The sequence below is a fragment of the Myxococcales bacterium genome (assembly GCA_016716835.1).
In the GTDB taxonomy this organism is placed as follows: Bacteria; Myxococcota_A; Polyangia; order Haliangiales; family Haliangiaceae; genus JADJUW01.
The window spans coordinates 860,585-883,814 of record JADJUW010000002.1 but is presented as its reverse complement, the minus strand read 5'-3'; the positions used below and the strand labels follow the sequence as shown (position 1 = coordinate 883,814).

Here is a 23,230-nt window from a genome sequence, read left to right as displayed (position 1 = left end):
TATCGAAGGAATCACCATTATGAGCACTCCCGCCCCAGCTCGCCGCCGCCGCAATTCCCTCATCGACATTGCCGCGTCGCTGCCCAACATCGATGCCTCGCTCGACGCGTTCATCGCCAAGGTCAACGCCACCGACGCCAACGACTCCAACTGGAACTTGCCTAAGGCGTCCGATGCTGCCAACCAGACCATCGCGGAAATGCAGGCGGCGCACGCGCTTGAACTTGAGCGCATCAAGCATCGCCTAAGCCTCGAGGCCGCGGCCACCGAGAAAAAACTCGAAGCCAACAGCAAAAAAGTCGAGGCCTTGTCGGCCGAGCTCGCCGCCGCGCAAGCCGAGCTCGCGACGCGCCCCGCGGGTGATGGCGTCGTCCATTCGCCCATCGCCGACGTCGACTTTGAAATGAGCGCGCTGCGCCAAGAAAGCCGTTCGTGGCAAGAGCGCGCGCGCACCGCCGAGAAAAACGCCGGCGAGCAACAAGCGGCCGTCGCGCTGCTACAAACCAAACTGAGCGCCACCGCCAACGATTTGCGCGCGGCGCAGGCCAACGCGACCATCGCCACCCCGGCGAAAAAGCCATGGCTTGCCATCGGCGGCGCCTTTGTCGGCGGCGCGGTGATTTCGTTTGCGCTTGCCACGGTCATGGGCGGCAAGGCGCCGGCTGCGGCGGCCATCGAGCCAGCCACGGTTAAGGCGATCGCAGCCCCCGAAGTCACGCCACTGCCAGCACCGGCCAAAGCCGCGGCCCCCGTCGCCGAAGAGGCGATCGCGGCCCCCGCTGCCGCTCCGGTCGCCGCGCCAGCGGTTGAGGCCGAACCTCAACTGGGCGCACCTGAGATCGAAGTCGAAGTCGAACCTGCGGCCGCTCCTATCGAGGCGCCAGCAGCCAAGGCCAAGCCGGCTGCGAAAGCCTCTGCCCGCCCAGCCAGCCGTAGCGGCACCAAGCCCGCTGCCAAACCGGCCTCCGGTGGCAAAAAGGCCGGCGGCATCGTCGACCCTTTCTAGACATTTACAGCACTTAGAATTCGGTCTGCCTGCGTCTGCGGGATTGTCATCGTCGGCGGGGAGTAGTATGTACCCCTACCTGGGTGAACCGTGACTTCTAAGCTTAGCCTCGTTCAGTCTCCTTCTAATTGGCAACCCCTCGACGACTTCTGGGCGTGGTGCTTTCCGTCTCGCCGTCGTCGCGGTCGCGGCATGACCGGCCTGTCGCTGGCGCGCATCGCCGTGATCGCGTCCGTGGTGGCGTGGGCAACCGCCTCAATCGCGCAGCCAACGCCGACGCCAACGGCTGCACCCGCAGCCGCACCGGCGGCCGCTGCGACCCCGGCACCTGCGGCCACCCCACCCGCTTCGGCGACGCCCGCCGCACCCGGCGGCGCACCAACCGCCGCGGCGGCCCCTGCCGAAGAGCCACCGCCTGCGGGTAAGACCAAGGCAACCGGCAAAAAGAAAAAGCAAAAAGGCGCTGCTGCCGCACCCGCCGCTGAGCCAGCCCCGGCGCCTGCGCCAGTTCCCGCGGTCGATCCTGCGGATCCGCTCGTGCTCGCCAAAGAGGCCTTCGGCGCCGGCAAGGCCATGTTTGACGCCGGTGAATATCCAGCCGCCGTCGAGAAATTCAAGGAGGCGTATCGCCTCTCGAAAAACCCGCTGCTGCTCTACAACATCGGCCTCACGTACGAAAAACTTGGCGAAGACGAACGCGCCATTTTTTACTACAAGAAGTTTCTAACAGATGCGCCCGCCGATGCGGCGCCACGCGGCGATGCCGAAACGCGCCAAGCCGCGCTCGAAGAAAAGCTAAATCCCAAGAAAACCAAGCGCCGCCCGTCTGAGTACACGGCGGAAACCGACTATCAGCACGACCTCGTCGAGGAGCTGCCACCTGGCAAGCCCGCCGATTTCGAGGTTGGCGTGCCATCTAATGCGCGCTGGAGCATCACCCTGTTTTACCGCCCCGCCGGTAAGTCGGTGTGGAAACGCGTGCGCTTTACCGCCAGCGAAGACGACCTCTGGTACGCCCGCGTGCCCGCCTCGGCCATTCGCGGCACCGCGCTGCAGTACTACATTGAAGTCAAAGCCAACGACGGCACCGTGCTCACGCGCACCGGCGGCCTCACCAGCCCTAACATCATCGCGATTAGCGAGGATGCTGCCCCGATGATGCTCGAAGCCCCGGCCAAGCCCGCCAAGCGTAAGCGCGGCGGCGACGATGACGACGGCGAAGAAGACGATGGCGAGGGCGACGGCGAGTCCGAGGATGACGACTATGCCGCGCGCGACGACGGCCCACGTTCCGGGAGCGCCGGCTTTCTCACCCCGGGCACCAAGAGCTTTAACAAGACCAAATGGACCGTCACCGCCATCGGCGCGGGCGGCCTAACGCTCGGACTGACGTTTGCGATTCTTGCCGGCAACAAGGCCTCCAAGCTCGAAGGCATCGCGGCGCGCTCGCGCGGCACGGCCTGTGACGGCGGCCCGCCCTGCGAACAATGGAGCACTGAGTATCGCGACATGGCCAAATCCGGCGCGCGCCTTGAGGGCTACGCCAAGGTTGGCCTCGGCATCGGCATCGTCGGTGCGGCGGTGGCGGGCTACTATTGGTACAAAGACATTTCGTCGGCCGAGAAAAAGAAAGCGCCGCGCGCCGCCTTGGTGCCGATGCTCGATGATTCCACCGCCGGCGCCATGGCGATCTTTAACTTCTAAGGCAACGCCCATGACCAAGCTATTTTTTACGCTTCCCTTCGCCCTCGTCGTCGCGAGCTGCAACCCGTACGACCCCGATCTCGGCAACAATCCGTTTCGTTGCGCCGGCCAGCAGCCGTTCTGCCCCGAAGGGTACGAGTGCACGCGCCGCGACGACAACGTCAGCGTATGCGAGGCGGTGTTTGTCCCCGACGGCAACTGCGAAGGCACCGACGGCACCGAGCCCAACGACAACATCCAATCGGCCTACGACACCGGCATCCCGGCGGTCGGCGACAACTTCCGCCTGCTGGGCATCGAGCTGTGCCCGTCGAACGACGTCGACTTATTTAAGATCGTCGTCGAAACCAATAACGACATCATCATTGGTGAGGTCAAGACCCTTGCGGGGCTAACCGTCGAGGCTGGCATCTTGGCTGCGAATCAAACCGTGGTCGCGGCTGCCACCGAAACCGCACCCGGCACCTACACCATCGAGACCGACAATCTCACCTCGGGCGTATATTTTCTGCGCATTCGCCCTATCGGCGGCGCGACCGGCAAATACGAAATTAATGTCTCGGTTGCCAGCAGCAATTAGCGCGACAACCTAGCGCGCCGCGCGCGACGCGCTTACATAAGCCCGGTTATCCTACAGCCAGGTTGAGCCCCCGGCGTTTGACTCTATTGGAATCAACGCGTTACCATTTTTTACGATGGGGACAAATAGCCGATGAGTAGAATTGGCGAGCTGCTGGTACGCGAGAAAGTCGTGTCCTTGCAGCAACTACAACAAGCACAAGATGAGGCCAAGCGCACCGGCAAGCGCCTTGGTCAGGCGCTGCTGCAGCTCGGGTACGTCAAGGACCAACAGCTGACGCAGTTCGTCGCCAAGCAGTACAGCCTGCAGACCGTCGACCTCGCCGGCCTTGAGATCGACCCGGCCGTGATCAAGCTGCTGTCGAAAGAAATGTGCGAGAAGCACCAGGTGCTGCCGATCTCGCGCAAGGGCGCGACCTTGGTGGTGGCGATGGCGGATCCATCCAACATCTATGCCATCGATGAGCTGAAGTTCCTCACGCAATACAACATCGAGCCCGTCGTGGCGTCGGAGACCGCGGTCGCCGAGGCGATCGCGCAGTATTACGAGAAGCAGTTCAACATCGACGAAATGCTGGGCGACATCAACGTCGACGACGTCGACTACGCCAGCATGGACGAAGACAACGTCAACGTGCTCGACCTCGAGAAGCAGGCGGACGACGCGCCGGTGGTCAAGCTGTGCAACGCCATCTTGCTCTCGGCCATCAAGAAGAAGGCCTCAGATATTCATATCGAGCCCTACGAGAAATCGTTTCGCGTCCGCTATCGCGTCGACGGCATGCTCAGCGAAGAGATGCGGCCGCCGATGAAGCTCAAGAACGCCATCACCAGCCGGATCAAGATCATGGCGATGCTCGACATCGCCGAACGCCGCCTGCCGCAGGACGGTCGGATCAAGCTCAAGCTGGGTGGCAACAAGGAGATGGATTACCGCGTCTCGGTGCTCCCAACCCTGTTCGGCGAGAAGATCTGTTTGCGTTTGCTCGACAAGAGCAACCTGCAGCTCGACATGACCAAGCTCGGCTTTGACCAAAAGCCGCTCGACGATTTTAAAAAGTCGATCAAAAAGCCGTTCGGCATGGTGCTCGTCACGGGCCCCACCGGTTCGGGCAAGACCACCACGCTGTACTCGGCGCTCTCTGAGCTCAACACGGTGTCGCGCAACATCTCCACCGCCGAGGATCCGGTCGAATTCAATCTCGCCGGCATCAACCAGGTGCAGATGCACGAAGACATCGGCCTCAACTTCGCGGCGGCGCTGCGGTCATTCTTGCGCCAAGATCCGAACATCATCATGGTCGGTGAGATTCGCGGCTTTGAAACCGCCGAAATCGCGATTAAGGCCGCGCTGACGGGCCACTTGGTGCTCTCCACCTTGCATACCAACGACGCGCCGGCCACGGTGTCGCGTCTGCTCAACATGGGTATCGAGCCCTTCTTGGTCACCGCCGCGCTCAACCTGGTTATGTCGCAGCGCCTCGCGCGCCGCGTCTGCGTCGAGTGCAAGGAGCCGGCCGAAAAGCACCCCGAGGCGCTGCACGACCTCGGGTTTTCCGAAGAACAAATCGCCCGCGCCAACCTCATGGTCGGCAAGGGCTGCACCGTTTGCGGCGGCACCGGTTACAAGGGCCGCGTCGCGCTCTACGAGGTGATGCCCTTCACCGAGGGCCTCAAGGAGCTGGTGCTGCAAGGCGCCTCGGCCGCCGAACTTAAAACCCAGATGATTCGGGAGGGCACCGACAGCCTCCGCATCGCGGGCATCAAAAAGATCATCGAGGGCATGACGACGCCCGAAGAGGTCCTGCGCTGCACGGTAGAGGACTAAGCATGCCACCCACACTTCACCAGCTCCTCAAGGCGATGATCGATAAGGGTGCCAGCGACCTGCACGTCACCACCGGCTCGACTCCGCAATTGCGCATCGACGGCGACCTGGTGCCGCTGCGCACCGAGCAGCTCTCGCCGATTGATACCAAGCAACTCTGCTACTCAATTCTTACCGACGCCCAGAAGCTGCGCTTCGAAGAGGACCAAGAGCTCGATCTTTCGTTTGGCGTGAAGAACCTGGCGCGTTTTCGCGCCAACATCTACATGCAGCGTGGTGCGGTCGCGGGTGCGTTTCGAATCGTGCCGTTTAATATCGTGCCGCTCGAAGAACTTGGGCTGCCGCCGGTTGTCGCCGAGCTGTGCGAACGGCCGCGCGGCCTCATCTTGGTGTGCGGGCCAACCGGCTCGGGCAAGAGCACGACGCTGGCGTCGATGATCGACCGCATCAACCAACGCCATCGCAACCACATTCTCACCATCGAAGACCCGATCGAGTTTATCCATCCGCACAAGAACAGCCTGGTCAACCAGCGCGAGATTGGCGCGGATAGCCAATCGTATAAGCGCGCGCTCAAGTACATCTTGCGGCAAGACCCCGATTGCGTGCTCATTGGCGAAATGCGGGACATCGAGACCATCGAGGCCGCGCTGACCATTGCGGAAACCGGCCACTTGGCCTTTGCCACCCTCCACACCAACACCGCCATCCAGAGCATCAACCGCATCATCGACGTCTTCAGCTCCGAGCAGCAGGCCCAGGTGCGCGTGCTGCTCTCGTTCGTGCTCGAAGGGGTTATCTGTCAGTCGCTGGTGCCGCGGGCGTCGGGCTCGGGGCGCGTGCTTTGCGCCGAGGTGATGGTGCCAAATCCCGCCATTCGCAACCTCATCCGAGAGGACAAGCTGCACCAGATTTACTCGCAGATGCAGATCGGCCAGACCAAGTTCGGCATGCAAACCATGAATCAGGCCTTGATGGAACATCTCACCAAGAAGACCATCACGCTGGAAGAAGCCATCGCGCGTTCCGGCGATGTCGATGAACTCAAGACCATGGTGTCCAACTCCCTGGGCAGCGGTCAGCAGCAAGCACCCGTGAAGCGGACATAAGGAGACATTATGGCCAAATATATTTGGGAAGCGACGACACGGGGCGGCGACGTTCGCAAGGGCGTTATGGAGGCCGCGGACGAGGGCGCCGTGGCAACCCGGCTACGCAACGAGAATCTAACGATCAAGAAGATCAAAAAAGAGCCCAAGCAGATCTCCATTCAATTCGGCACCGGCGTCGATCCGAAAGACCTTCAGATCTTCACGCGCCAGCTCGCCACCATGATCGACGCCGGCTTGCCGCTGGTGCAGTGCATGGAAATCCTCTCGAACGCGTCGCCTAACAAGGTGTTCGGCGGCATCTTGCTGCAAGTCAAGGGCAGCATCGAAAGCGGCACCACCTTTTCCGAGGCGCTCCGCAAGCACCCTAAAATCTTTGACGAGCTCTATGTCAACTTGGTGGCGGCTGGCGAAGTCGGCGGTATTCTCGACCAGATTCTCAATCGCCTCGCCAGCTACATCGAAAAGAACGTCAAGCTCAAGGCGCAGCTCAAGAGCGCGATGGTCTATCCCATCGGCGTCTTGGTGGTCGCGTTCGGCGTCATCGCCGTCATGATGATGAAGGTCATCCCGGCCTTCGAAAAGATGTACAAAGATTTTCCTGGCGCCAAGCTGCCCAAGCCGACCGAAATCGTCATCGGCATTTCGCGCAGCTTTGCCTCCTACTGGTACCTCATGATTGGCAGCGTCATCGGCACGATCATGCTGGTCAAGGCCTATCGGCGCACGCCTAGCGGCAAGTCGGTGACCGATCGGATCTTGCTCAATCTGCCGGTGATCGGCGATGTCTTGCGCAAGATCGTCGTCGCGCGCTTTACCCGCACCTTGGGCACCCTGCTCTCCTCGGGCGTGCCGATCTTGGACGCCCTTGATATCTGCGCCAAGACCGCCGGCAATACCGTGGTCAGCAATGGCATCCTCTACGCTCGCGGCAAGATCTCCGAAGGCCACGATATGACCGGGCCGCTCGCGGAGGCCAACGTGTTTCCGCCCATGGTGATTCAGATGATCGGCGTTGGCGAACAAACCGGCGCGCTCGACCAAATGCTCAACAAGATCGCCGACTTCTATGAAGAAGAAGTCGACGCCGCGGTGACCGGCATGACGGCGCTGATCGAGCCGATGATGATGGCCTTCCTCGGCATCGTGGTCGGTGGCCTCATCGTCGCGATGTACCTGCCAATCTTCACCCTCGCCGGCAGTGTCGGCAAGGAATAACAAGGCGCCCGCGCGCAGCAGCAGCGTGTCGCGCTCGATGGCGCGGCTCACCGTGCCGCCGCAGCTAAACAGCGACCTGGCCAGCCGCATGCGCTGGCTCATGCTGGTGCGCGTCGTGGTGCTGTCCATGGTGCTCGGCCTCACGCTGTGGCTGTGGTGGTTTGGCGATGGCAGCCCCTCCGCCCCTGCCTGGGTCGTCATGTCGGCGCTCATCGTCGCCACCTACGGCGCCTCGATTGGGCTCGCGGTGGCGTTGCGGCGCGGCGCCGATCCCGAGCGCCTGCTGTGGCCGCAGCTCATCGGCGACCTCGTCATCACCTCGGTCATTGTCCTCATCACTGGCGGCACGCTCAGCGCCTATACGTTTCTCTATGCGATTTCGGTCGTCGCCGGCGGCGTGATGATGTTGCGCCGCGGCGCCGTCTCCACCACGTTGCTCGCCATCCTGCTCAATGGCGTGGTAGCCGTGATCGCGCGCCAACACCTCGACTGGCTGCCGATGCTGCCCAATGTCGAACCCTGGGCGCAGGCCGCCTCGGAGTTTGGCCGCAGCCTGAGCCTGGCCACCATCGCCATCTTGGGCGTTGGCGTGCTTTCGTTCATGCTGGGCGACCAGCTGCAACACACCACGGCGTCGCTCGCGAGCGAGCGCCAGGTCATCGCCGACCTCTTTACGCTGCATCAAGACATCATTCGCTCGCTGACCTCGGGCCTGGTGACGGTCGCGCCCGATTGGAAGACGCTCACCATCAACGATGCGGCCGGCGAAATCCTCGGCGTGAATCCGCTGACAACGGCGGAGGCGCCCATCGAGGAGATCCTGCCCGGCATCGTCGCGCTGGCCCAAACGCTCGCGCCTGGTGATTCCCTGCGCCGCGCCGACCTAACCATCCCGCGATCGCCGCAGCCGCTCACCCTGGGCATCTCGATCTCGCCGCTGCGCGACGTCCACAACCATATCGTGGGCCGCGTCATCAACTTTCAAGATCTCACCGAGCTGCGCTCGATGGAGGAGCAATTTCGCCGCACCGAGCGCATGGCCACGCTCGGCCGCGTCGCCGCCGGCGTGGCGCACGAAATTCGCAACCCCCTCGCCTCAATCTCGGGCTCGATCGAGCTGCTCAAGGACACGCCGCAACGCACCGAGGACGACAAGACGCTGATGACCATCGTGGTGCGCGAGATCGATCGGCTCAACGAGTTGATCACCGAGCTGCTGGCCTATGCCAGCCCACGGCCGCGCGAGGCGGTCACCTTTGACCTCGGCGACTTGGCGCGCGAAATTGTCTTCGTGCTCAAGCAAGATCGCGGCAACGACGGCGTCAGCATCGAGCTGGGGCGCTGCGAGCCCGCGTTGGTGCGCGCCGATTCCGGGCAGATCCGCCAGGTCGTGTGGAACCTGCTGCGCAATGCCGTCGACGCGGTCGCCGGCCGCCAGCCTGCCAACGTCACCATCAACGTCTTCGCGGAGGGTGCCACCAACGTCGTCGAGGTCATCGACGACGGCATCGGCATTCCGCCCGAGGTGGTGGCGCATATCTTCGAACCCTTTTTTACGACCAAGAACACCGGGTCGGGGCTGGGCCTGGCGATTTGCCACGCGATCATTTCCGAACATGGGGGCGTCATCGAGGTAAAAAGCGATCCTCAGCGTGGCACCAAGTTTCGCTTTGCGCTCCCCGCGCGCCGGCGCGATCCGGCAAGTGAGTCGTCACCCGCCATCATCGGCTGACCGCGAACTCACGGCTTGCCGGCCGCATACCACGGCACGGCATCGCCCCCGGCCCATAGCGTCATGGCCTCGGCCTGATAGCGCGCCGCATAGCCGGGCTGACCGGCCGCCATCCACGCGCGCCCCAAATCCCATGCGCGTTGAGCCCGCAACGACGTGTCGGCGTTGCCTGGCGCCATGGCCTCGAGCACGGCGATCGCGGTGTCGACCTGGCCCGCCTGCAGGCAGGCCAAGGCGTAGGTATGCGCAAACCCGTCGACGTGGGGAAACCGTTGCCAACTGGCGCGCGCGCCGTCGAGCGTCTCGGGCGTGCCATCGCCTTGGCGCAAGGCCAAATAGGCGAGGTTGTTCTGCCATACCGCCTGCGCGGCTGGCGAAGTTGAAGCGGCCGCGCGACAGGCCTCGAGCTGCCGCTTCGCCAGCGCGAGGTCGCCGCGTTCCATCGCGACGGCGGCGAGACAAAGCTGGGCGCGCATGGCGGCGTCGCGACGAACGGTCAGCCGCGCCACCCAGCGATATAGGCCGGTCGCGCGCACCAGGCGCCCCGCCTCGTGCGCCGTGCGCGCCATGCTCGGGAGCTGCCGCAGCAACACCAAGGTCGCCAGCATCGCCATCAGAAATGCCAAGGTGATGGAACGGCTGGGATGCCTGGTCGCGAACATGGCGGTTACCGCGGCGGCGCTAGCGCCCGTCGCCGTTGGAAAGAAGAGCCACCACCCCATGCCGCGAGCATGCCAAACCAGGATGCCGTGCGACTACCCAAGCTGTTGAAATTCTGCGTTTTTTTGGCGAGGGCGGCAAATGATACGGCTCGCATTTGGGGCGCTGCTGTGCTAGCACCGGCCGGTGACCAGCAAGCTCGTGCCCCTGGGCAAAAAGCCGACGCCCGCCGTCGTAACGACGATGGCCGCGCCCGTGGCCACCACCGGCCCGGTCCGCTCGGTCTACATCGAGACCTACGGCTGTCAGATGAACGTCGCCGATTCTGATCTGATGGTCAGCGTGATGGCGCAGCGTGGCTTTGCCACCACCACCTCCGCCGAGCAAGCCGACGTCATCTTGATCAACACCTGCGCGGTGCGCGAAAAAGCCGAAGACCGCGTGTTCGCGCGCGCTGCCGAGCTCGGCGCCGGCAAGAAGCTGCGGCCGCACCAAGTGCTCGGCATCGTCGGCTGCATGGCCGAGCATCTCAAGGAAAAAATTGTCGCGCGCGCGCCCGCCGTCGATATCGTCGCCGGACCTGACAGCTATCGCCGCCTCGCCGACTTGGTCGATCGCGTCGCCGCGCAGCGCGCCACACCTGCCGCCGCCGACGACGTCGCCGGACCTGCGCTGTATGACGTAAAGCTCGACAAGGCGGAGACCTACGAGGGCCTTTCGGGCGCCATCGGTGGCGACGGCGTCTCCGGATTTGTCACCGTGCAGCGCGGCTGCGATAAGTTTTGTACGTTTTGCGTCGTGCCCTTTACGCGCGGCCGCGAGCGCGGCGTCGCCCCACGCGACATCTTGCGCCAGGTGCGCGAGTTTGCCGAGCGCGGCTACAAAGAGGTCGTGCTCCTCGGGCAAACCGTCAACTCCTATGTCTGGGAAGACATTAGCTTTGCTGAGCTGCTGCGCACGGTCGCCGAGATGGACGGCATCGAGCGCGTGCGCTTCACGTCGCCCTACCCCATCGACTTTACCGATGAGGTCATCGCCGCCATCGCCAGCAACGACAAGATCAGCAAGTACGTCCACCTGCCGGTGCAGTCGGGCTCCGACGACGTGCTGGCGCGCATGAAGCGTGGCTACACCGTGTCAGATTTTCGCGACATCGTCGGCCGCCTGCGCGCCGCGGTGCCGCACATCGCCTTTTCCACCGATATTCTCAGCGGCTTTTGCGGCGAGACAGAGGCCGACCACGAGCTCACCCTGCAGCTCATGCGCGACCTGCGCTTTGACAGCGCGTTCATGTTCTCGTATTCCGAGCGCAGCCTGACCTATGCCTCCAAGCACCTGCCCGACGACGTGCCGCCCGACGTCAAAAAGCGCCGCCTCGCCGACATCGTGAAACTGCAAGAACGTCTGTCTGGCGAAATCTTCGCCGAGCACATCGGCCGCCGCGAGCGCGTCCTCATTCACGGCCCTTCCAAGCGCGACGCCACCCAGCTCATGGGCCGCACCGACGGCTTCAAGAGCGTGATTTTGCCCTCCGGCGTCGGCGCCATCGGCGAACTCGTCGACGTGACCATCACGCGTGCCACCATGGCGACGCTCTTTGGCACCCCGGCCTAGCGCGCGAGCACAATGCGCAAGATGGCGTCCATTGGTTGGGGCGTCGTCGAGGAGGTATCGAATCCAAGATCGACGCGATCACCGACGGCGGGGGCAGCCTACCGGCAGGTGGCGCACGTTTCTTCCGCGAGCGTAGATTGCAGGGCGATGTGGCTGGCACCGCCGGTGGTGGATACCACAGGCGTCTCGCGCAGCCCGGGCGGGGCGCTATCCGCGAGCAGGAAGACATGTGCGCTCAACTGCCGGTCAGCATACGTGTCCCACACCCCAGATGCTCACCTCGCACCAGGGCAAATCACGCCTGGGCTGCGCTCAAAAACTAGGAACAGCTCTAGAGCGCCACGTTGACGTTGCCGTGCCGGGCCAGCAGCCCCGCCAGCACGACGCGAAAGCTCTCGCCGGTGCGCGCGGCGAGCCAGGTGCCGTCGGGTTGGCGATCGAAGTGCCAGGCGGTGGAGACCGCGGCCATCCAGATTTGGCGGGCGGCGCGGTGGGCGTTGATCACGATCTTGGTGCCGTCGCGCGCGGCCAGGCGCAAGATGCCGTCGCTGGAGCTGACCTCGACATCGTCGGGGTCGACATCCGCGAGCGCGTCTTCGAGGCTCGCCAGCTCGAGGCGAGCGAGCTTGTCGAACTCGCGCTCGGCGAGATCATCGTCGCTGGGCGACGGGCCGCCGCTGGCTTGGCTCATGCGCGCAGGCTAGCCGAGGCGGCTTAGAACGCAAGCCCAATGCCGACGCGAAAATCTGCCTGGACGCCGAAGTTCATGTTCGGCGCGCTGCCAAATTCATCGACCACGGGAATGCCGCCGATGATATGGGCCTCCGCGCCGACGCGAAAGCCACCGCCGAGGTTCTTATGCGCGCTGACGCCGGCACCGACCAGGAACGGCCCCGAGGCGCCGAGGTCCTTGTTTTGGTTTTCTGGTTGATCGACGACCTTGATGACGTTGCGGATGACGCCGACGCCAAGGTCACCAAAGAACGACAGGCCCGACATGCCGTTGACGTGATAGCGGCCGCGCAGAAACCCTGCCGGCGACAACGTCGCGTGGCCAGGGATGTTGGCGCCCAGCGACAGGCCAAAGCGACCGGCCACCGCGAGCGAGAACTTCTTGCTGAGCAGCATGCCGAGCTCGGGCGCGACGTGAAAGTACGCAGGCGCGAAGCAGCAGCCGATGTCGCTGCCGATTTGCTCGGTCACGCCGCTGGTATAGCCGCCGCCGGTGCCCACAAACACGTTGAGGTAGACCTTCTTCTCGTCAACGCCGGTGTCGGGGCCCTGCTCGGAAAAGCATTCGGCGGGTGGGTCGTCGCTTTCGCATTCGTCATCGGCAACGATCGGGCGCTTGGCGGCCTCAACCGAAACGATGTTGGGCGCGCCGGATGACCCCACCGACGCAACCAACTCGTCGGCCTTGTAGGCGGCGACGTAGTAGTAGTTGAGGTCACCAACAAGGGCGCCGGCGGGGATGTTGCCAACCCACGCACAATCGCCAGTTTTCGTCATCTGGATCTCTTTAAAGCTGCCGGCCTTGCCGCGAAATTGGATCGAGACTCGATCAAACGCCAAATCGGCGCCGGTAAAGGCCACTAGGCGCTTGTCCTTGCCGCTGGTAGCGGTCTCTTCGATTTCGTGTTTGAGGCCCTCGACGGTCTTGCAATCGACTTGCGGCAGCGGCTCTTCATCGGCGGTTGCGCCGCCCGTCTTGCCCGAGGAGGGCGCGCCACTCTTGGCCTGGGCGAGCAGCTTGGTCAGATCGGGGGTGCGATAGGCCGCCGGAATTTCGATGTCGGAGTTGATCGCGGCCGCGGCGCGAAACGCCAGCTTGGCGCTCTCGTTGTCGCTGAGGCCGGCGGCGTAAACGATGCCAAGGTTGAGATGCACCGAAGCCATCATCGCCTCTTTGTCGATGCCCGCCTTCTTGGCGTCGGTCACGGCTTGGTTGAGCAAGCGCCGCGCGTCTTCGTACTCAAGCAAATCGTAATGTTCCATCGCGTCCTTGGACGCGCGCTCGACGGCCTTGCGCGCATCGCCTTTGGCGTCCGCACGCGCGACCGAAGGCAGCGCCGCAACGCCAAACATGACGAGCAAGAGCCAGCAAACCCCAGCGACCGCGCGCGACCTGGCGGCGGCCAGCGGTGGCGTGACAGGCAAAGCAGAGTGACGCTGGACTGGGGACGATAACATCCCGAATAGATACCAAAAAACCCGCGGCTATCGCGAGGTAATGACAAATTCTACGCGGCGATTTTGCGCCCGACCGTCCGGATATCGGTTGTCGGCAAGGGGCTGCGATTCGCCAAACCCAATCGCAATCATGCGATCCGGCGAAATCCCTTGGCCAATGAGGTAGGTTCGGACCGATTCGGCGCGCCCCTGACTGAGCTTCAGATTCTTGCTGTCGCGTCCCTGGCTGTCGGTGTGACCCTCGATCCGTACCGAAATAGTGGGATTGTCCTTGAGCGCGAGGGCCACCTCATCGAGCAGCGGATACGAGACGCGCTTGATTTTGGCCTTGTTGGTGTCAAAAAACACGGTCTGCTTGAGCTCGATCTTGTCCTTGGTGACGACGATGAGGCTGTATTTCGCCTCGCAGCCATCGGGCGCTGGGCCCGCCTGGCCTGGACATTTGTCGAGCGCCTTGGGGCACTCCGGCACCCCGTCTTTGTCATCGTCGCAATCCGGGCAACCGTCGTCGTCGTCGATGCCATCGGCGTCTTCGGCGTCATTAGGACAGTTGTCGAGGCCATCGCCGATGCCATCGCGATCGTTGTCTTTGTCCGGGCAACCATCGTCGTCTTCAAAGCCATCGCCGTCTTCTTTTTCGCTCGGACAGGCATCGATCTTGTTGGCGATGCCGTCGCCATCGCTGTCGTTGTCATCCAGATCTGGGCAGCCATCGGTATCTTTAACGCCGTCGACATCTTCGGGGTCCTCGGGACACTCGTCGACCTCATTGAGAATCCCGTCGCCATCGCGATCGGGGCTGCCGGGATCGATCTCCGCCGCAATGCAATCGCCGGCGGCGACCTTGGCTTCGACCTCTCGCAAGGCATCCTCGGCGTCGGAAATTTCGCGACGAGCGCGCAAGATATCGCCTTCGTCGAGTTCGGCCCGGACAAACACCGTATGGGCCTCGGCCAGCGCCAACGCCGCGGGCGCACACTGCATAGCGCCCTTCTCGCGCGCCACGGTTAAGCGCTTGTCATAGTCCGTGGCTCGGCGCGATACGGTTGGCGCGCAGCCAACAAGGCCCGCGACTGAGGCCGCGACCAACACTATGTTCATGCATGCGGAGAGCTTCATTTAGTCGTCACCTTCGCCCTGCTCGTTGGCTGGGCCGCGGTCGCGTGAAATGGACACCGCGCGATCGGCGGCGGTTTTCGCGGTTTCGGCGTATTTCAGCGCCCGGCCATAGTCCGCCGCGGCGGCCTCTTCCTTGGCCTTGGCGAGATACGCCGTCGCTTTGGTGAACCAATACGGCGCAAAGGTTTTACCCTTGGCCTCGGTCGCCTTGGCCACCGCCACTTCGGCGCCGCGAATGGCCGGGATGTAGCGCGCCGGGCCGCATGCGCCGAGCACCGCCATGAACAAGAGGCAGAGGGCGCCATGGCGCAGACCAAATCCATCAAAAATGCGCAGGCCGTTCACGAGCGCGAGCGTACCCCACGCCGGTCCGCACGCGCAATGACCGCGCGGCGATGTTGTCGCAAGCGCCCTACCTTGAGATCTAGCGACTGCGTACGCGCGCGCCGTCGCGGACCAATTCGACAATGACGTAGACCGCGGCGCCAAGCTGCAGCAAGAAGACCGTAAGCAACGCATAGCCCAGGCCAACGTCAAAGAGCCCACGCGCCATGCCTGCGACGTACTCATCAAACGAGCCGCTGACGCCGAGGCGATGGCGCAGGCCAATGACGAGGCCGAGCCACACCGCGCCAAGGCCCGCGATCACGCCGATGACGACGCGTCGGTTGTTGGAGCGACGCCACACGAAATAGCCCAAATACCAGCCGGCGAGCACGGCCAGCCCATGCAGCACCATCAGCGGCACGATCGCGATCACCGGCACCGTGCGAGGCTGCAGCCAATAACACCAGCTCCACGCCCCATGCACCGCATAGAAGTAGATCGCCGTAGGCACGACCAAGAAACCCGCAAACATCGCGACCAGCGGAAAGGCGGGCGCGGCAAACGGACCGTCGGCGCGCAGGCGATCGCGCGCGGCGAGTGCAAAACTCGCGCCGACGATAAGATGCAGCAACCAAACCGTAAAAATAGCGACCTCCGCCTCGGCATCCTACCGCACGGATCGCGGCGTGGGCGGCCACGATCGCCGATTTTCGTCGCTAAGTCGTGTTAGGATCTCGCCATGGAATCAACCACGTCTAGCTCGGCCAATGACACCAAACTTCCTGCCCTGCTCGCTTTTGGGCTTGCCACGGCGGGGCTCGTGCTTGGCCTCATCCTCGGCGGTCTCACCGGTGGTTCGATCGTCGGCGCGATCGTGGCGTCGCTCGGCATTGCGCCGGCGCTCTACGGCATGTGGAAGGGCTTGCAGCAGACCACCCAAACCAGCTTGCTGCTTTCGGTCGTCGGCCTGCTGTACGCGGTTGCCATCACGGCGCTCATGATCATCCTGCGCCTTGTTAGCGCGGTCGTGTAACCATGAGCGATACCTGGCTTTCGTGCAGCGAATGCAAGCAGCCCATCGGCTTTGGCCGGACGTACTGGCTGTGCAGCGTGTCGACCTGTCAAAAAAGCAAGCTGCGCCTCGTCTACTGCAGCGTCGCGTGTTGGGATAGCCACCTCTCGGAAACACCGCACCGCGAGGCCTGGGCGGTCGAGGCCACCTCGCCGCGCAAAGACGAATGGCTGGCCGCGGGTGGCGCCGCCGGCACCCTCACCAGCGGTGCCGCGCCTGGCAGCGCGCCGGCGCCGGTAAGGCGTGTCGTGCCCGCGCCCGTGGTCGCGGCCTCCGCCAGCGAACTTGGCGCGGACTATGAGCGCGACGTACTTATCGTCGTCTCCAAGCTCAAAAAATACGTCCGCGACCGCTCGGGCATGAACACCTCGGATGCGGTGGTCGATAAGCTCAGCGATCACGTGCGCGCCATCTGCGACATCGCCATCCGCAACGCCGGTCGCGATGGCCGCAAGACGGTGCTAGATCGCGATCTGCCGGCTATTGCCGAGGGCTCGTAGCAGCCACGGCCGAGGCGGCGGCGTGTTGTGGTCGGCGCTCGGCGCGCAAAAATTCTTCGGCCATGGCAATCACGTCGGCGCTGGTGCGGACCCCGGAGAAATAGACGGTCTCGCCTAACAGCAGCAAGTCCGAGGGCGCCACCACGATAGGCTCCTCAATATTGCGTGACGCCATGTCGCTGGCCCAAAACAGCAAGAGCGAGCAATACGTCTTGCGCGAGTCGCGGATGCCAATGAGCAGGCCAACGAAGTCGTACCCGCTGCCAAGCATGGTGCGGGCGCGCGCCACCGAGACCTCGCGATCGCGGTCGTTGAGATACGCGGGGCGCACGATGTACAAGTAGTGATTGCGATGGACCAGCGATTCCAGCGAGATCTCGCGCGTGATTGGCTGGATCGATTCGATGACCACCTCGCGCTGCGCGTCCCACATCACGGAGTGGCTTAGGTCGACGCCGCCCGTAAACCGCGCGATGATGTCGCCGGTGCCCGAATACGACCGCGCTAAGATCCAATCGCCGTGACGCAGATGGGCGCGCATCTCGGCGACCCACATCCGTGTGATCAGCCGATCGATCGTGGGCGACGTTGGCCTATGCAGCATGCGGGCGCTACAACCTGTGACCAGCAGCAGGCATGCGACCAAAACGCCCCCCCGCCACCAACCCACCAACCTCCGGGACATGCGACACCTGACCACGCCTTACGTAGCCTGGCAACCCTTGCCGCGCGGCGGCAGGCGACTTGCCGCACGTTGCCGGGGCTTGCCGGCGCCGCATGGCGGTCGGGCGAAAATAGGGCGCTAGCGGTTAGGCGGATACTTCTGCAGCTTCCGCTGCAGCGATCGGCGATGGATGGCGAGGCGGCGAGCGGCCTCGGAAATATTGTTGCCACAGTCAGACAACACGCGATTGATGTGCTCCCACTCGGCGCGCGCCAAAGAAGGTGCCTTGTACTCAACCTCCGAGGCGGCGAGCGGCGGCGCCTCGCCCTTGGCAAACGCGGCGATAATGTCGTCGGTGTCGGCGGGCTTGGCGAGATAGTTAAGCGCGCCCAGGCGCACCGCATCGATGGCGGTGGCGATCGAGCCGTAGCCGGTGAGCACGATGATCTTGGTGCTGGGATCGATGGCGTGCAACGCCCCCACCAGCTCAAGCCCGCCCTTGCCTGGCATGCGCAAATCGACAACCGCGAATTCCGGCGAGTCGCGCTCGGCGGCGGCGACGGCGCTATCGAAATCCGACGCGGTTTGCGCGTCATAGCCGCGCTCGGTAAAGGCGCGCGCTAGCCGTGAGCGAAAGACCTCATCATCATCGCAGAGCAGAATGGATGGCTTATGAGACGAATCAGACATGCGTAACGATAGCGCTAGTGACAAATCAGGTGCGCGATCAATCAATAAATTATTTTTGCGCAGAAATTGCGCGCTGCCTTGCCGCGTTAACGCGCAGAAATTGCGCTGGCTGCGGCAACGGCCGCGAGCGCGACTTCGCGTGGGACGCGGAGATGCACGGTGGTGCCACGGCCCTTGGCGGACTCGATGGTGAGCGTGCCACCGAGGCCGTCGACCACGGTTTGGGCGAGAAACAGCCCCAGGCCCGTGCCATGGCCCGGCTCCTTGGTGGTGAAAAATGGCTCGCCAATGCGCGCCAACACCTCGGGCGGCATGCCGCCGCCATGATCGGAAATCGAAAATAACACATGGCCTTCATCGGCAAGCGCGCTCACGCTGACCTCTGCCTCAGGCGGTGACGCATCCTGCGCATTGGTGATGATTGAGCGCAACGCCTGGCACAAGGCGCGTGGCGGCACCTTGATCGCGAGCTGCGCGACCGCAGGGCTCAGCGAGATATGCACCGGCGGCGTCAACCGAATGCCCTGCGCCGCGTCGTCGATTAGGGCCTGCACCGATCTGGTCTCGACGAACTCACCCGCGGTGCTGGCGCCGCCCGACATCTGATCGAGGATGATGCGACAGCGCGCGACTTGGGTGCGGATGAGGCGCGCATCCTCGACCAAGGCGCCCTCGCCGCCCTGTGCCATGAGCGAGCGCTCGAGTTCCTTGGCAACGAGCGCCACCGTGCCCAGCGGGGTTGCCAGCTCATGCGCCGCGCCGGCCGCGACGGTCGCCAGGCTGGTCAGCCGCTCTTGCCGCGCCGCGAGCTGGCGCGAGGTTGAAAGCTCGGCGTTACGAATGGCCAACGCGCCGGTGAGGCGCAGCAAGAAATGTACGACGAAGGCCGAGGCCACGCCGAGCGCCACCCACATGCCAATCATTTGGGTGTGGCCCGCCAGCGGCAGTGGCACATGTCCAATGACCAGCGCACCAAAACCGAGGAACGACAACGCCACCAAGGTCCAGGTCCACGCCGCCTCGAGCGCTACCGTCGCGAGCGCGATCTGGACGACATACAAAAAGCCAAACGGATTGGTCGGCCCGCCGGTAAAGTAGAGCAGCGACGTGAGCAGCGCGACGTCGAGCGCCATGATGGCCGCAAGCTGCCACTGCGCCACGCCGCGGGTTCGACGCACCGGCGAGAGCAGATAACGCCAATGCAAGGCGGCATTGGACGCCGCGGCGATCAATATGGTGAAGGCCAGGGGCGCCACCGGGAGCGCCACCCCAGGCAGCAGCTCGGCGAGACTAATCGTCAGCGCCTGGCCGACGACTTGTGCCCAGCGCAGCCGGATGAGCCACGCCATGTTCAGATCGTTGCGCTCGGGAATGAGCGGCGGAACTACAGAGCTACGTGGCACGCGGCGAATATATCATCGCTGCGTCGAGGTCGTGTGCACCTAGGCGCGCGCGGCGCCCGGGTCAATCGAGCCGTGCCTTACGGCTTAACCGGAACGGCGACGGGCGCGCCTGGCTTGACCGGAATGGCGGCAGGGCGTGCGCCTGGGGCGGCGCCATCGCCCATCGACTTGAGGCCTTTTTCGACGACCGCTTGTTGGTAGTACGAGGCCGCGGGGATGCCGCCGCTGATCGCCTTGTTGGCCTTTTCAAGCTCTTCGGCGATGACGGCTTCGAACGCCGGCAGCGGTTGCGCGCCGCCGATAAAGCGGCCGTTAATGTAGAACGCTGGGGTGCCGGTCACGCCAACGCGTGCGAGGTCGGCTTGTTCTTTGGCGATGATAGGCTTGCAGGCCTCCATGTCGGTCTTGAGTTGCCCGACGTTGAGGCCAGCTTCCTTGGCGTAGCCTTCGATGTCTTCTTGCGCAAACTTGCGACCGCCTTTGAAGCCTTTTTCCCACATGACTTCGTCCATGGCCTTGAACTTGCCTTGCTTATGCGCGGCGCAGACGGCGAGCGCCGGGATGGTGGCGCTTTGTGGATGGACGACGTATTGCTTGTAGACGACGCGCACGTCGTTGCCGTATTTCTTTTGGATTTCGTCGATGGTTGGGCGAACCTTCTCGCAAAATGGGCAGGCGTATTCGTAGCCCTTGACGATGGTGATCTTCGCGTCGGCAGGGCCAACTGAGGGCGCGCCGGCGACGTCGACCGAGTAGACCGCCTTAGGATCTGGGCCGCGGCGTTGTGGTGGTTGCTGCGGATTGCCGCGGCCGCCGACGCCGGCTTTTTGAATCTCTTCGGCGACAATCTTGCGAATGTCTTCCTTGAGTTGCTTGTTGTCTTGTTGGCAGCCGGTGAGGGACAGCGCAACGATGGTGGTTAATGCGAGAATGTGTTTCATAAATACCCTTTTCCTGTGCTTACCTTATGCTTAGTTAGCCGCAAGGGATTTAAGGCCCTTAGCGACAATTTCCTGTTCGTAGTACTTGGCCGCAGGCGTGCCCGCGGCGATGGCGGCCTTGGCCTTTTTGAGCTCGGCATCAATTAGTTCGATAAAGACATCGATGGGCTGGGCGCCGCCAATAAACCGACCATTGATGAAAAACCCCGGGGTGCCTGTCATGCCTAGCGCGGCGAGCGCCTTTTGCTGGGCCTCGACGATGGCAGCACAGGCCTCAAGATCGCGCTCGAACGTTTTTGCATTTAGGCCAATTTCCGCGGCGTACCCCATGATATCTGCCGACTCGAACTTACGATCGCCATGAAATCCCTTGGCCCACAGCACTTGGTCCATCGCCTTAAACTTGCCTTGCTTTTGCGCCGCACATGCCGCCCGCGCCGGCAGCGTCGCTTCCCGCGGATGGACGATGAATTGGGAATAGACGACGCGCAGATCCTTGCCGTAACGTTTCTCCAGCGTGTCCATCGTAGCGATCGTTTTCTCGCAATACGGACACGCATATTCGTACGCCTTGACGATGGTGACCTTGGCATTGGCGGGCCCCTCGGACGGCAACCCGGCGACTTGCACGCTATAGACGGCGTCCGGATCTGGGCCTCGGCGCTTGGCACGCGATGGCGGCGCTGCCGCAAGGGCCTTGGCGACCTCCTCCTTGACGATCGCTCGAATCTCTTCGAGTCGTTGCTCGCCATCTACATCTGTTGCGGTGGGCGCGGTGGGCGCGGTGGGCGCGGCGCAGGCCTGCGTCGTCGGCGCGGCAACCGGCGGCGCCTTGCGACATCCAAGGCTCATGCCCGCAACGGCCAAGGCGACCAGCCAGGTAAGCGACGACATGGTGAACTTGGTGGATGGCATAAGAAACTCGTAGGTCGGAGGGTGGCGGTTTAACACGTCGGCCGCCCGGCAAACAATACGCCCTGGCCGGGGACCAGCGACGAGTCGCTCCCCAGATAAGGCGCCTGCGGGTCGGTGGTGGGCGCGTCCGCGTTGCAATTGCAGCACAGTGCCCCCGGCGTCAGCAGCGCCGCGACCTTGTCGGAGGCTTCGAGCGGCCCGCTCCCATCCTTGCGCCAACCAGCCTGCCAATCGCACGCTTCGAGCTTGCTGAGCACGCCGTCGCTGTCGGCATCCGCCTCGGGATATGACGCCAGCAGCGATTGCGCGAAGGCGGGGGTGTAGATGCATGCGTCCGCCGCGACATAGCGATCACGCGTCGCGATGCGCAGCGAGCTGGTGGCCACGATCAGCGCGGCAACCAGCCACATCGCGCCGGAGGTCGACAGACTCGGCGAAGGCATTTGCAACAACCGCTGCACCCGCAAGGCCAAGGTGCTCGGCGTACCGAGCGCCATCGCCACCGGGCCTGCCTCGCGCGCGCTCGGCCCAAGGGACGCGCCCTGCTGCGCCTCGGCCTGCGCGACGAGGAGCGCGGCAAATGCCGTCGTCGTAGTCGCGCCCAGCGTTACCGCGGCGCTATCGCAACAGAGTTCGCGCAGCACGGCCATGCGGCGCCCGGCGACGTGGACCATCGGCGACATAAAAAATAACGAACGCACGACCGTTTGCAGCCACCCACTCCATACGTCGCGGCGCGCGAGGTGAGCCATTTCATGCGCGAGCACGGCGCGTGCGGCGTGCGGCGTAAGGTCGGCCGGCAACACAATGATGGGCCGCCACAACCCAAGCGAAAACGATTCACTGCCGTGCCCCAGCCGCAACTCGAAGCGCGCGACGCGCTGCGCACGCGCTTGATCCTGAGCTAGCAACAGCCGTTCATCATTCGCCGCTGGGCGCGGCAGCCGAGCCACGGCGCGCGCAAGGCGCACATAAGGAATCAAGGTGGCGATAAGCATGACCGTTGCAAGCGCGATCCATGCGAGCGCCGCAAGCTCGACCGGGGCCAGGCCCGTCGGTGCGGCGGGAAACGCCGAGGCAAGCGCTGGCGCCAACGCCTCCTGCGTTAAGACGATCTGGCGTTGCACCTCAAAGGTGTAGCCATGGGGGGACAAAAAACGCCGCCAGGCCTGCCAGCCAAAGCAGATGCTCTTGCGCGGGGTTTAGGTGCCGCTTGGCCACCCGCGTGACGACATAAATGACGGCCAACACGATCGTGCCCCGCACCGCGGCGGCAAAGAGCCAACCCGCAACCTCGCTCACGGTTTAGCCTCGCGCTTGCCCGGCGGCGTGGCGTCTGCCCCGCCGCTTGTGGCCGCCTCAGCGGCTTGGTTCAAGGCGTCGGCACGGTCGCGGATTTGTGCCGACAGCTCGTGCAGCTCGTCGGCGCTTAAGCTCGACGACGACAACAGCCCCATGACCAGCGACCTCGCCGAACCATCAAAGACGGTTGTGACCAGCTCCCGCACCCGCCCCTTGCACCTGATCGCGCGAAACGTTGGCCGTATATAAGAACGGCTCGCGAGCCCGGTCGACAACCACGGCGTTTTTTTGCGCCAAGCGAGAAAGCAACGTCATCACCGTGGTGTACGCGCTAACGTCGCCTAGGTAGCGACGAACCTCAGCGACGGTGGACGGCCCGAGCGCCCACAACGCCTTGAGCGCGCTGAGTTCGGCGGCAGTCAATGATGGCGGAGTTGGACGCGACATAATTACGGGGACGACGTATTGTTACTACACTCGTAGTAACGAGTCAAGACGGACGTCTTTGCTTGGTTTGGAGGTGACCGTTGTCAGCGAAAACTCCAATGAGGCGTCACAAAATTCCCAGCGACCGCAGATGAAACGGTTTGCATTTACGTCGCTGTCAGGCGTTCCTGCCGACGGTTAATTGTTGCAATTCGCCACATGACGCGACGC

25 protein-coding genes are annotated in these 23,230 nt (G+C 63.6%); 10 read left to right on the top strand and 15 right to left on the bottom strand.

Translation table 11 applies throughout. The features are described from left to right. The first annotated feature begins 19 nt into the window (after positions 1–19). The 7 genes from IPL79_18645 (at position 20) to IPL79_18615 (ending at position 9,176) form a co-directional block, all read left to right on the top strand. The gene (locus tag IPL79_18645; GenBank protein MBK9072996.1) at positions 20–1,006 is read left to right on the top strand and encodes a hypothetical protein; all 987 of its coding nucleotides are present in this window, start codon (positions 20–22) and stop codon (positions 1,004–1,006) included. Between the two features lie 192 nt (positions 1,007–1,198). Next, positions 1,199–2,710, top strand: a complete 1,512-nt coding sequence (locus tag IPL79_18640; GenBank protein ID MBK9072995.1) for a hypothetical protein — start codon at positions 1,199–1,201, stop codon at positions 2,708–2,710. A gap of 10 nt (positions 2,711–2,720) precedes the next feature. Beyond that, the gene (locus IPL79_18635; GenBank protein MBK9072994.1) at positions 2,721–3,290 is read left to right on the top strand and encodes a hypothetical protein; all 570 of its coding nucleotides are present in this window, start codon (positions 2,721–2,723) and stop codon (positions 3,288–3,290) included. A gap of 132 nt (positions 3,291–3,422) precedes the next feature. Then, on the top strand, positions 3,423–5,117 hold the full coding sequence (pilB, locus tag IPL79_18630; GenBank protein MBK9072993.1) for a type IV-A pilus assembly ATPase PilB: 1,695 nt from the start codon (positions 3,423–3,425) through the stop codon (positions 5,115–5,117). A 2-nt stretch (positions 5,118–5,119) separates the two neighbouring features. Further along, on the top strand, positions 5,120–6,226 hold the full coding sequence (locus tag IPL79_18625) for a type IV pilus twitching motility protein PilT (GenBank protein ID MBK9072992.1): 1,107 nt from the start codon (positions 5,120–5,122) through the stop codon (positions 6,224–6,226). A gap of 9 nt (positions 6,227–6,235) precedes the next feature. Further along, on the top strand, positions 6,236–7,444 hold the full coding sequence (locus tag IPL79_18620; protein MBK9072991.1) for a type II secretion system F family protein: 1,209 nt from the start codon (positions 6,236–6,238) through the stop codon (positions 7,442–7,444). Next, a complete protein-coding gene (locus IPL79_18615; protein MBK9072990.1) occupies positions 7,428–9,176 on the top strand; it encodes a hypothetical protein in 1,749 nt (582 codons plus the stop codon). Before IPL79_18620 ends, IPL79_18615 begins: the two co-directional genes overlap by 17 nt. Before the next feature lie 8 nt (positions 9,177–9,184). Here IPL79_18615 and IPL79_18610 read toward each other — a convergent pair whose 3' ends face one another. Beyond that, on the bottom strand, positions 9,185–9,898 hold the full coding sequence (locus tag IPL79_18610; protein MBK9072989.1) for a hypothetical protein: 714 nt from the start codon (positions 9,896–9,898) through the stop codon (positions 9,185–9,187). A 181-nt stretch (positions 9,899–10,079) separates the two neighbouring features. Between IPL79_18610 and miaB the strand changes: the two genes are divergently transcribed. Next, positions 10,080–11,450: a tRNA (N6-isopentenyl adenosine(37)-C2)-methylthiotransferase MiaB gene (gene miaB / locus IPL79_18605; protein MBK9072988.1), complete on the top strand. Its 1,371-nt coding sequence runs from the start codon at positions 10,080–10,082 to the stop codon at positions 11,448–11,450. Between the two features lie 331 nt (positions 11,451–11,781). Here the strand turns inward: miaB and cyaY are convergent, their stop codons facing one another. The 5 genes from cyaY to IPL79_18580 form a co-directional block, all read right to left on the bottom strand. Further along, complete coding sequence (gene cyaY, locus IPL79_18600) at positions 11,782–12,141, bottom strand: iron donor protein CyaY (protein MBK9072987.1); 360 nt, start codon at positions 12,139–12,141, stop codon at positions 11,782–11,784. Between the two features lie 23 nt (positions 12,142–12,164). Then, entirely contained in the window at positions 12,165–13,640 is a 1,476-nt protein-coding gene (locus tag IPL79_18595; GenBank protein ID MBK9072986.1) for a hypothetical protein, read from the bottom strand. Between the two features lie 27 nt (positions 13,641–13,667). Continuing rightward, positions 13,668–14,759 (bottom strand): OmpA family protein, encoded by a 1,092-nt coding sequence (locus tag IPL79_18590; protein ID MBK9072985.1) that lies wholly within the window; start codon positions 14,757–14,759, stop codon positions 13,668–13,670. Then, on the bottom strand, positions 14,760–15,104 hold the full coding sequence (locus IPL79_18585; protein MBK9072984.1) for a hypothetical protein: 345 nt from the start codon (positions 15,102–15,104) through the stop codon (positions 14,760–14,762). It abuts the gene before it with no gap. A gap of 79 nt (positions 15,105–15,183) precedes the next feature. Beyond that, positions 15,184–15,717 (bottom strand): hypothetical protein, encoded by a 534-nt coding sequence (locus IPL79_18580; protein MBK9072983.1) that lies wholly within the window; start codon positions 15,715–15,717, stop codon positions 15,184–15,186. Positions 15,718–15,825: 108 nt separating this feature from the next. Between IPL79_18580 and IPL79_18575 the strand changes: the two genes are divergently transcribed. Next, on the top strand, positions 15,826–16,119 hold the full coding sequence (locus IPL79_18575) for a hypothetical protein (protein MBK9072982.1): 294 nt from the start codon (positions 15,826–15,828) through the stop codon (positions 16,117–16,119). 299 nt (positions 16,120–16,418) lie between these two features. After that, positions 16,419–16,658, top strand: coding sequence for a hypothetical protein (locus IPL79_18570; GenBank protein MBK9072981.1), 240 nt, complete (start codon positions 16,419–16,421; stop codon positions 16,656–16,658). On the opposite strand, the gene IPL79_18565 is transcribed toward IPL79_18570, so the two are convergent. From IPL79_18565 to IPL79_18525, 9 genes are all read right to left on the bottom strand, one after another. After that, positions 16,639–17,262, bottom strand: a complete 624-nt coding sequence (locus IPL79_18565; GenBank protein ID MBK9072980.1) for a hypothetical protein — start codon at positions 17,260–17,262, stop codon at positions 16,639–16,641. The genes IPL79_18570 and IPL79_18565 overlap by 20 nt on opposite strands. A gap of 198 nt (positions 17,263–17,460) precedes the next feature. After that, positions 17,461–18,012 (bottom strand): response regulator, encoded by a 552-nt coding sequence (locus IPL79_18560; GenBank protein MBK9072979.1) that lies wholly within the window; start codon positions 18,010–18,012, stop codon positions 17,461–17,463. 86 nt (positions 18,013–18,098) lie between these two features. Next, positions 18,099–19,415 carry a HAMP domain-containing histidine kinase gene (locus IPL79_18555; protein MBK9072978.1) on the bottom strand — a complete coding sequence of 439 codons (1,317 nt, stop codon included), beginning with the start codon at positions 19,413–19,415 and terminating at the stop codon, positions 18,099–18,101. Positions 19,416–19,492: 77 nt separating this feature from the next. Then, positions 19,493–20,356: a DsbA family protein gene (locus IPL79_18550; GenBank protein MBK9072977.1), complete on the bottom strand. Its 864-nt coding sequence runs from the start codon at positions 20,354–20,356 to the stop codon at positions 19,493–19,495. Positions 20,357–20,386: 30 nt separating this feature from the next. Beyond that, positions 20,387–21,271 (bottom strand): thioredoxin domain-containing protein, encoded by an 885-nt coding sequence (locus tag IPL79_18545; protein ID MBK9072976.1) that lies wholly within the window; start codon positions 21,269–21,271, stop codon positions 20,387–20,389. A gap of 29 nt (positions 21,272–21,300) precedes the next feature. Next, a complete protein-coding gene (locus IPL79_18540) occupies positions 21,301–22,398 on the bottom strand; it encodes a M56 family metallopeptidase (protein MBK9072975.1) in 1,098 nt (365 codons plus the stop codon). 1 nt (position 22,399) lies between these two features. After that, positions 22,400–22,573 (bottom strand): hypothetical protein, encoded by a 174-nt coding sequence (locus IPL79_18535; protein ID MBK9072974.1) that lies wholly within the window; start codon positions 22,571–22,573, stop codon positions 22,400–22,402. Further along, positions 22,570–22,779 carry a hypothetical protein gene (locus tag IPL79_18530; GenBank protein ID MBK9072973.1) on the bottom strand — a complete coding sequence of 70 codons (210 nt, stop codon included), beginning with the start codon at positions 22,777–22,779 and terminating at the stop codon, positions 22,570–22,572. Before IPL79_18530 ends, IPL79_18535 begins: the two co-directional genes overlap by 4 nt. Continuing rightward, positions 22,751–23,020, bottom strand: coding sequence for a BlaI/MecI/CopY family transcriptional regulator (locus IPL79_18525; protein ID MBK9072972.1), 270 nt, complete (start codon positions 23,018–23,020; stop codon positions 22,751–22,753). Before IPL79_18525 ends, IPL79_18530 begins: the two co-directional genes overlap by 29 nt. Between the last annotated feature and the right edge of the window lie 210 nt (positions 23,021–23,230).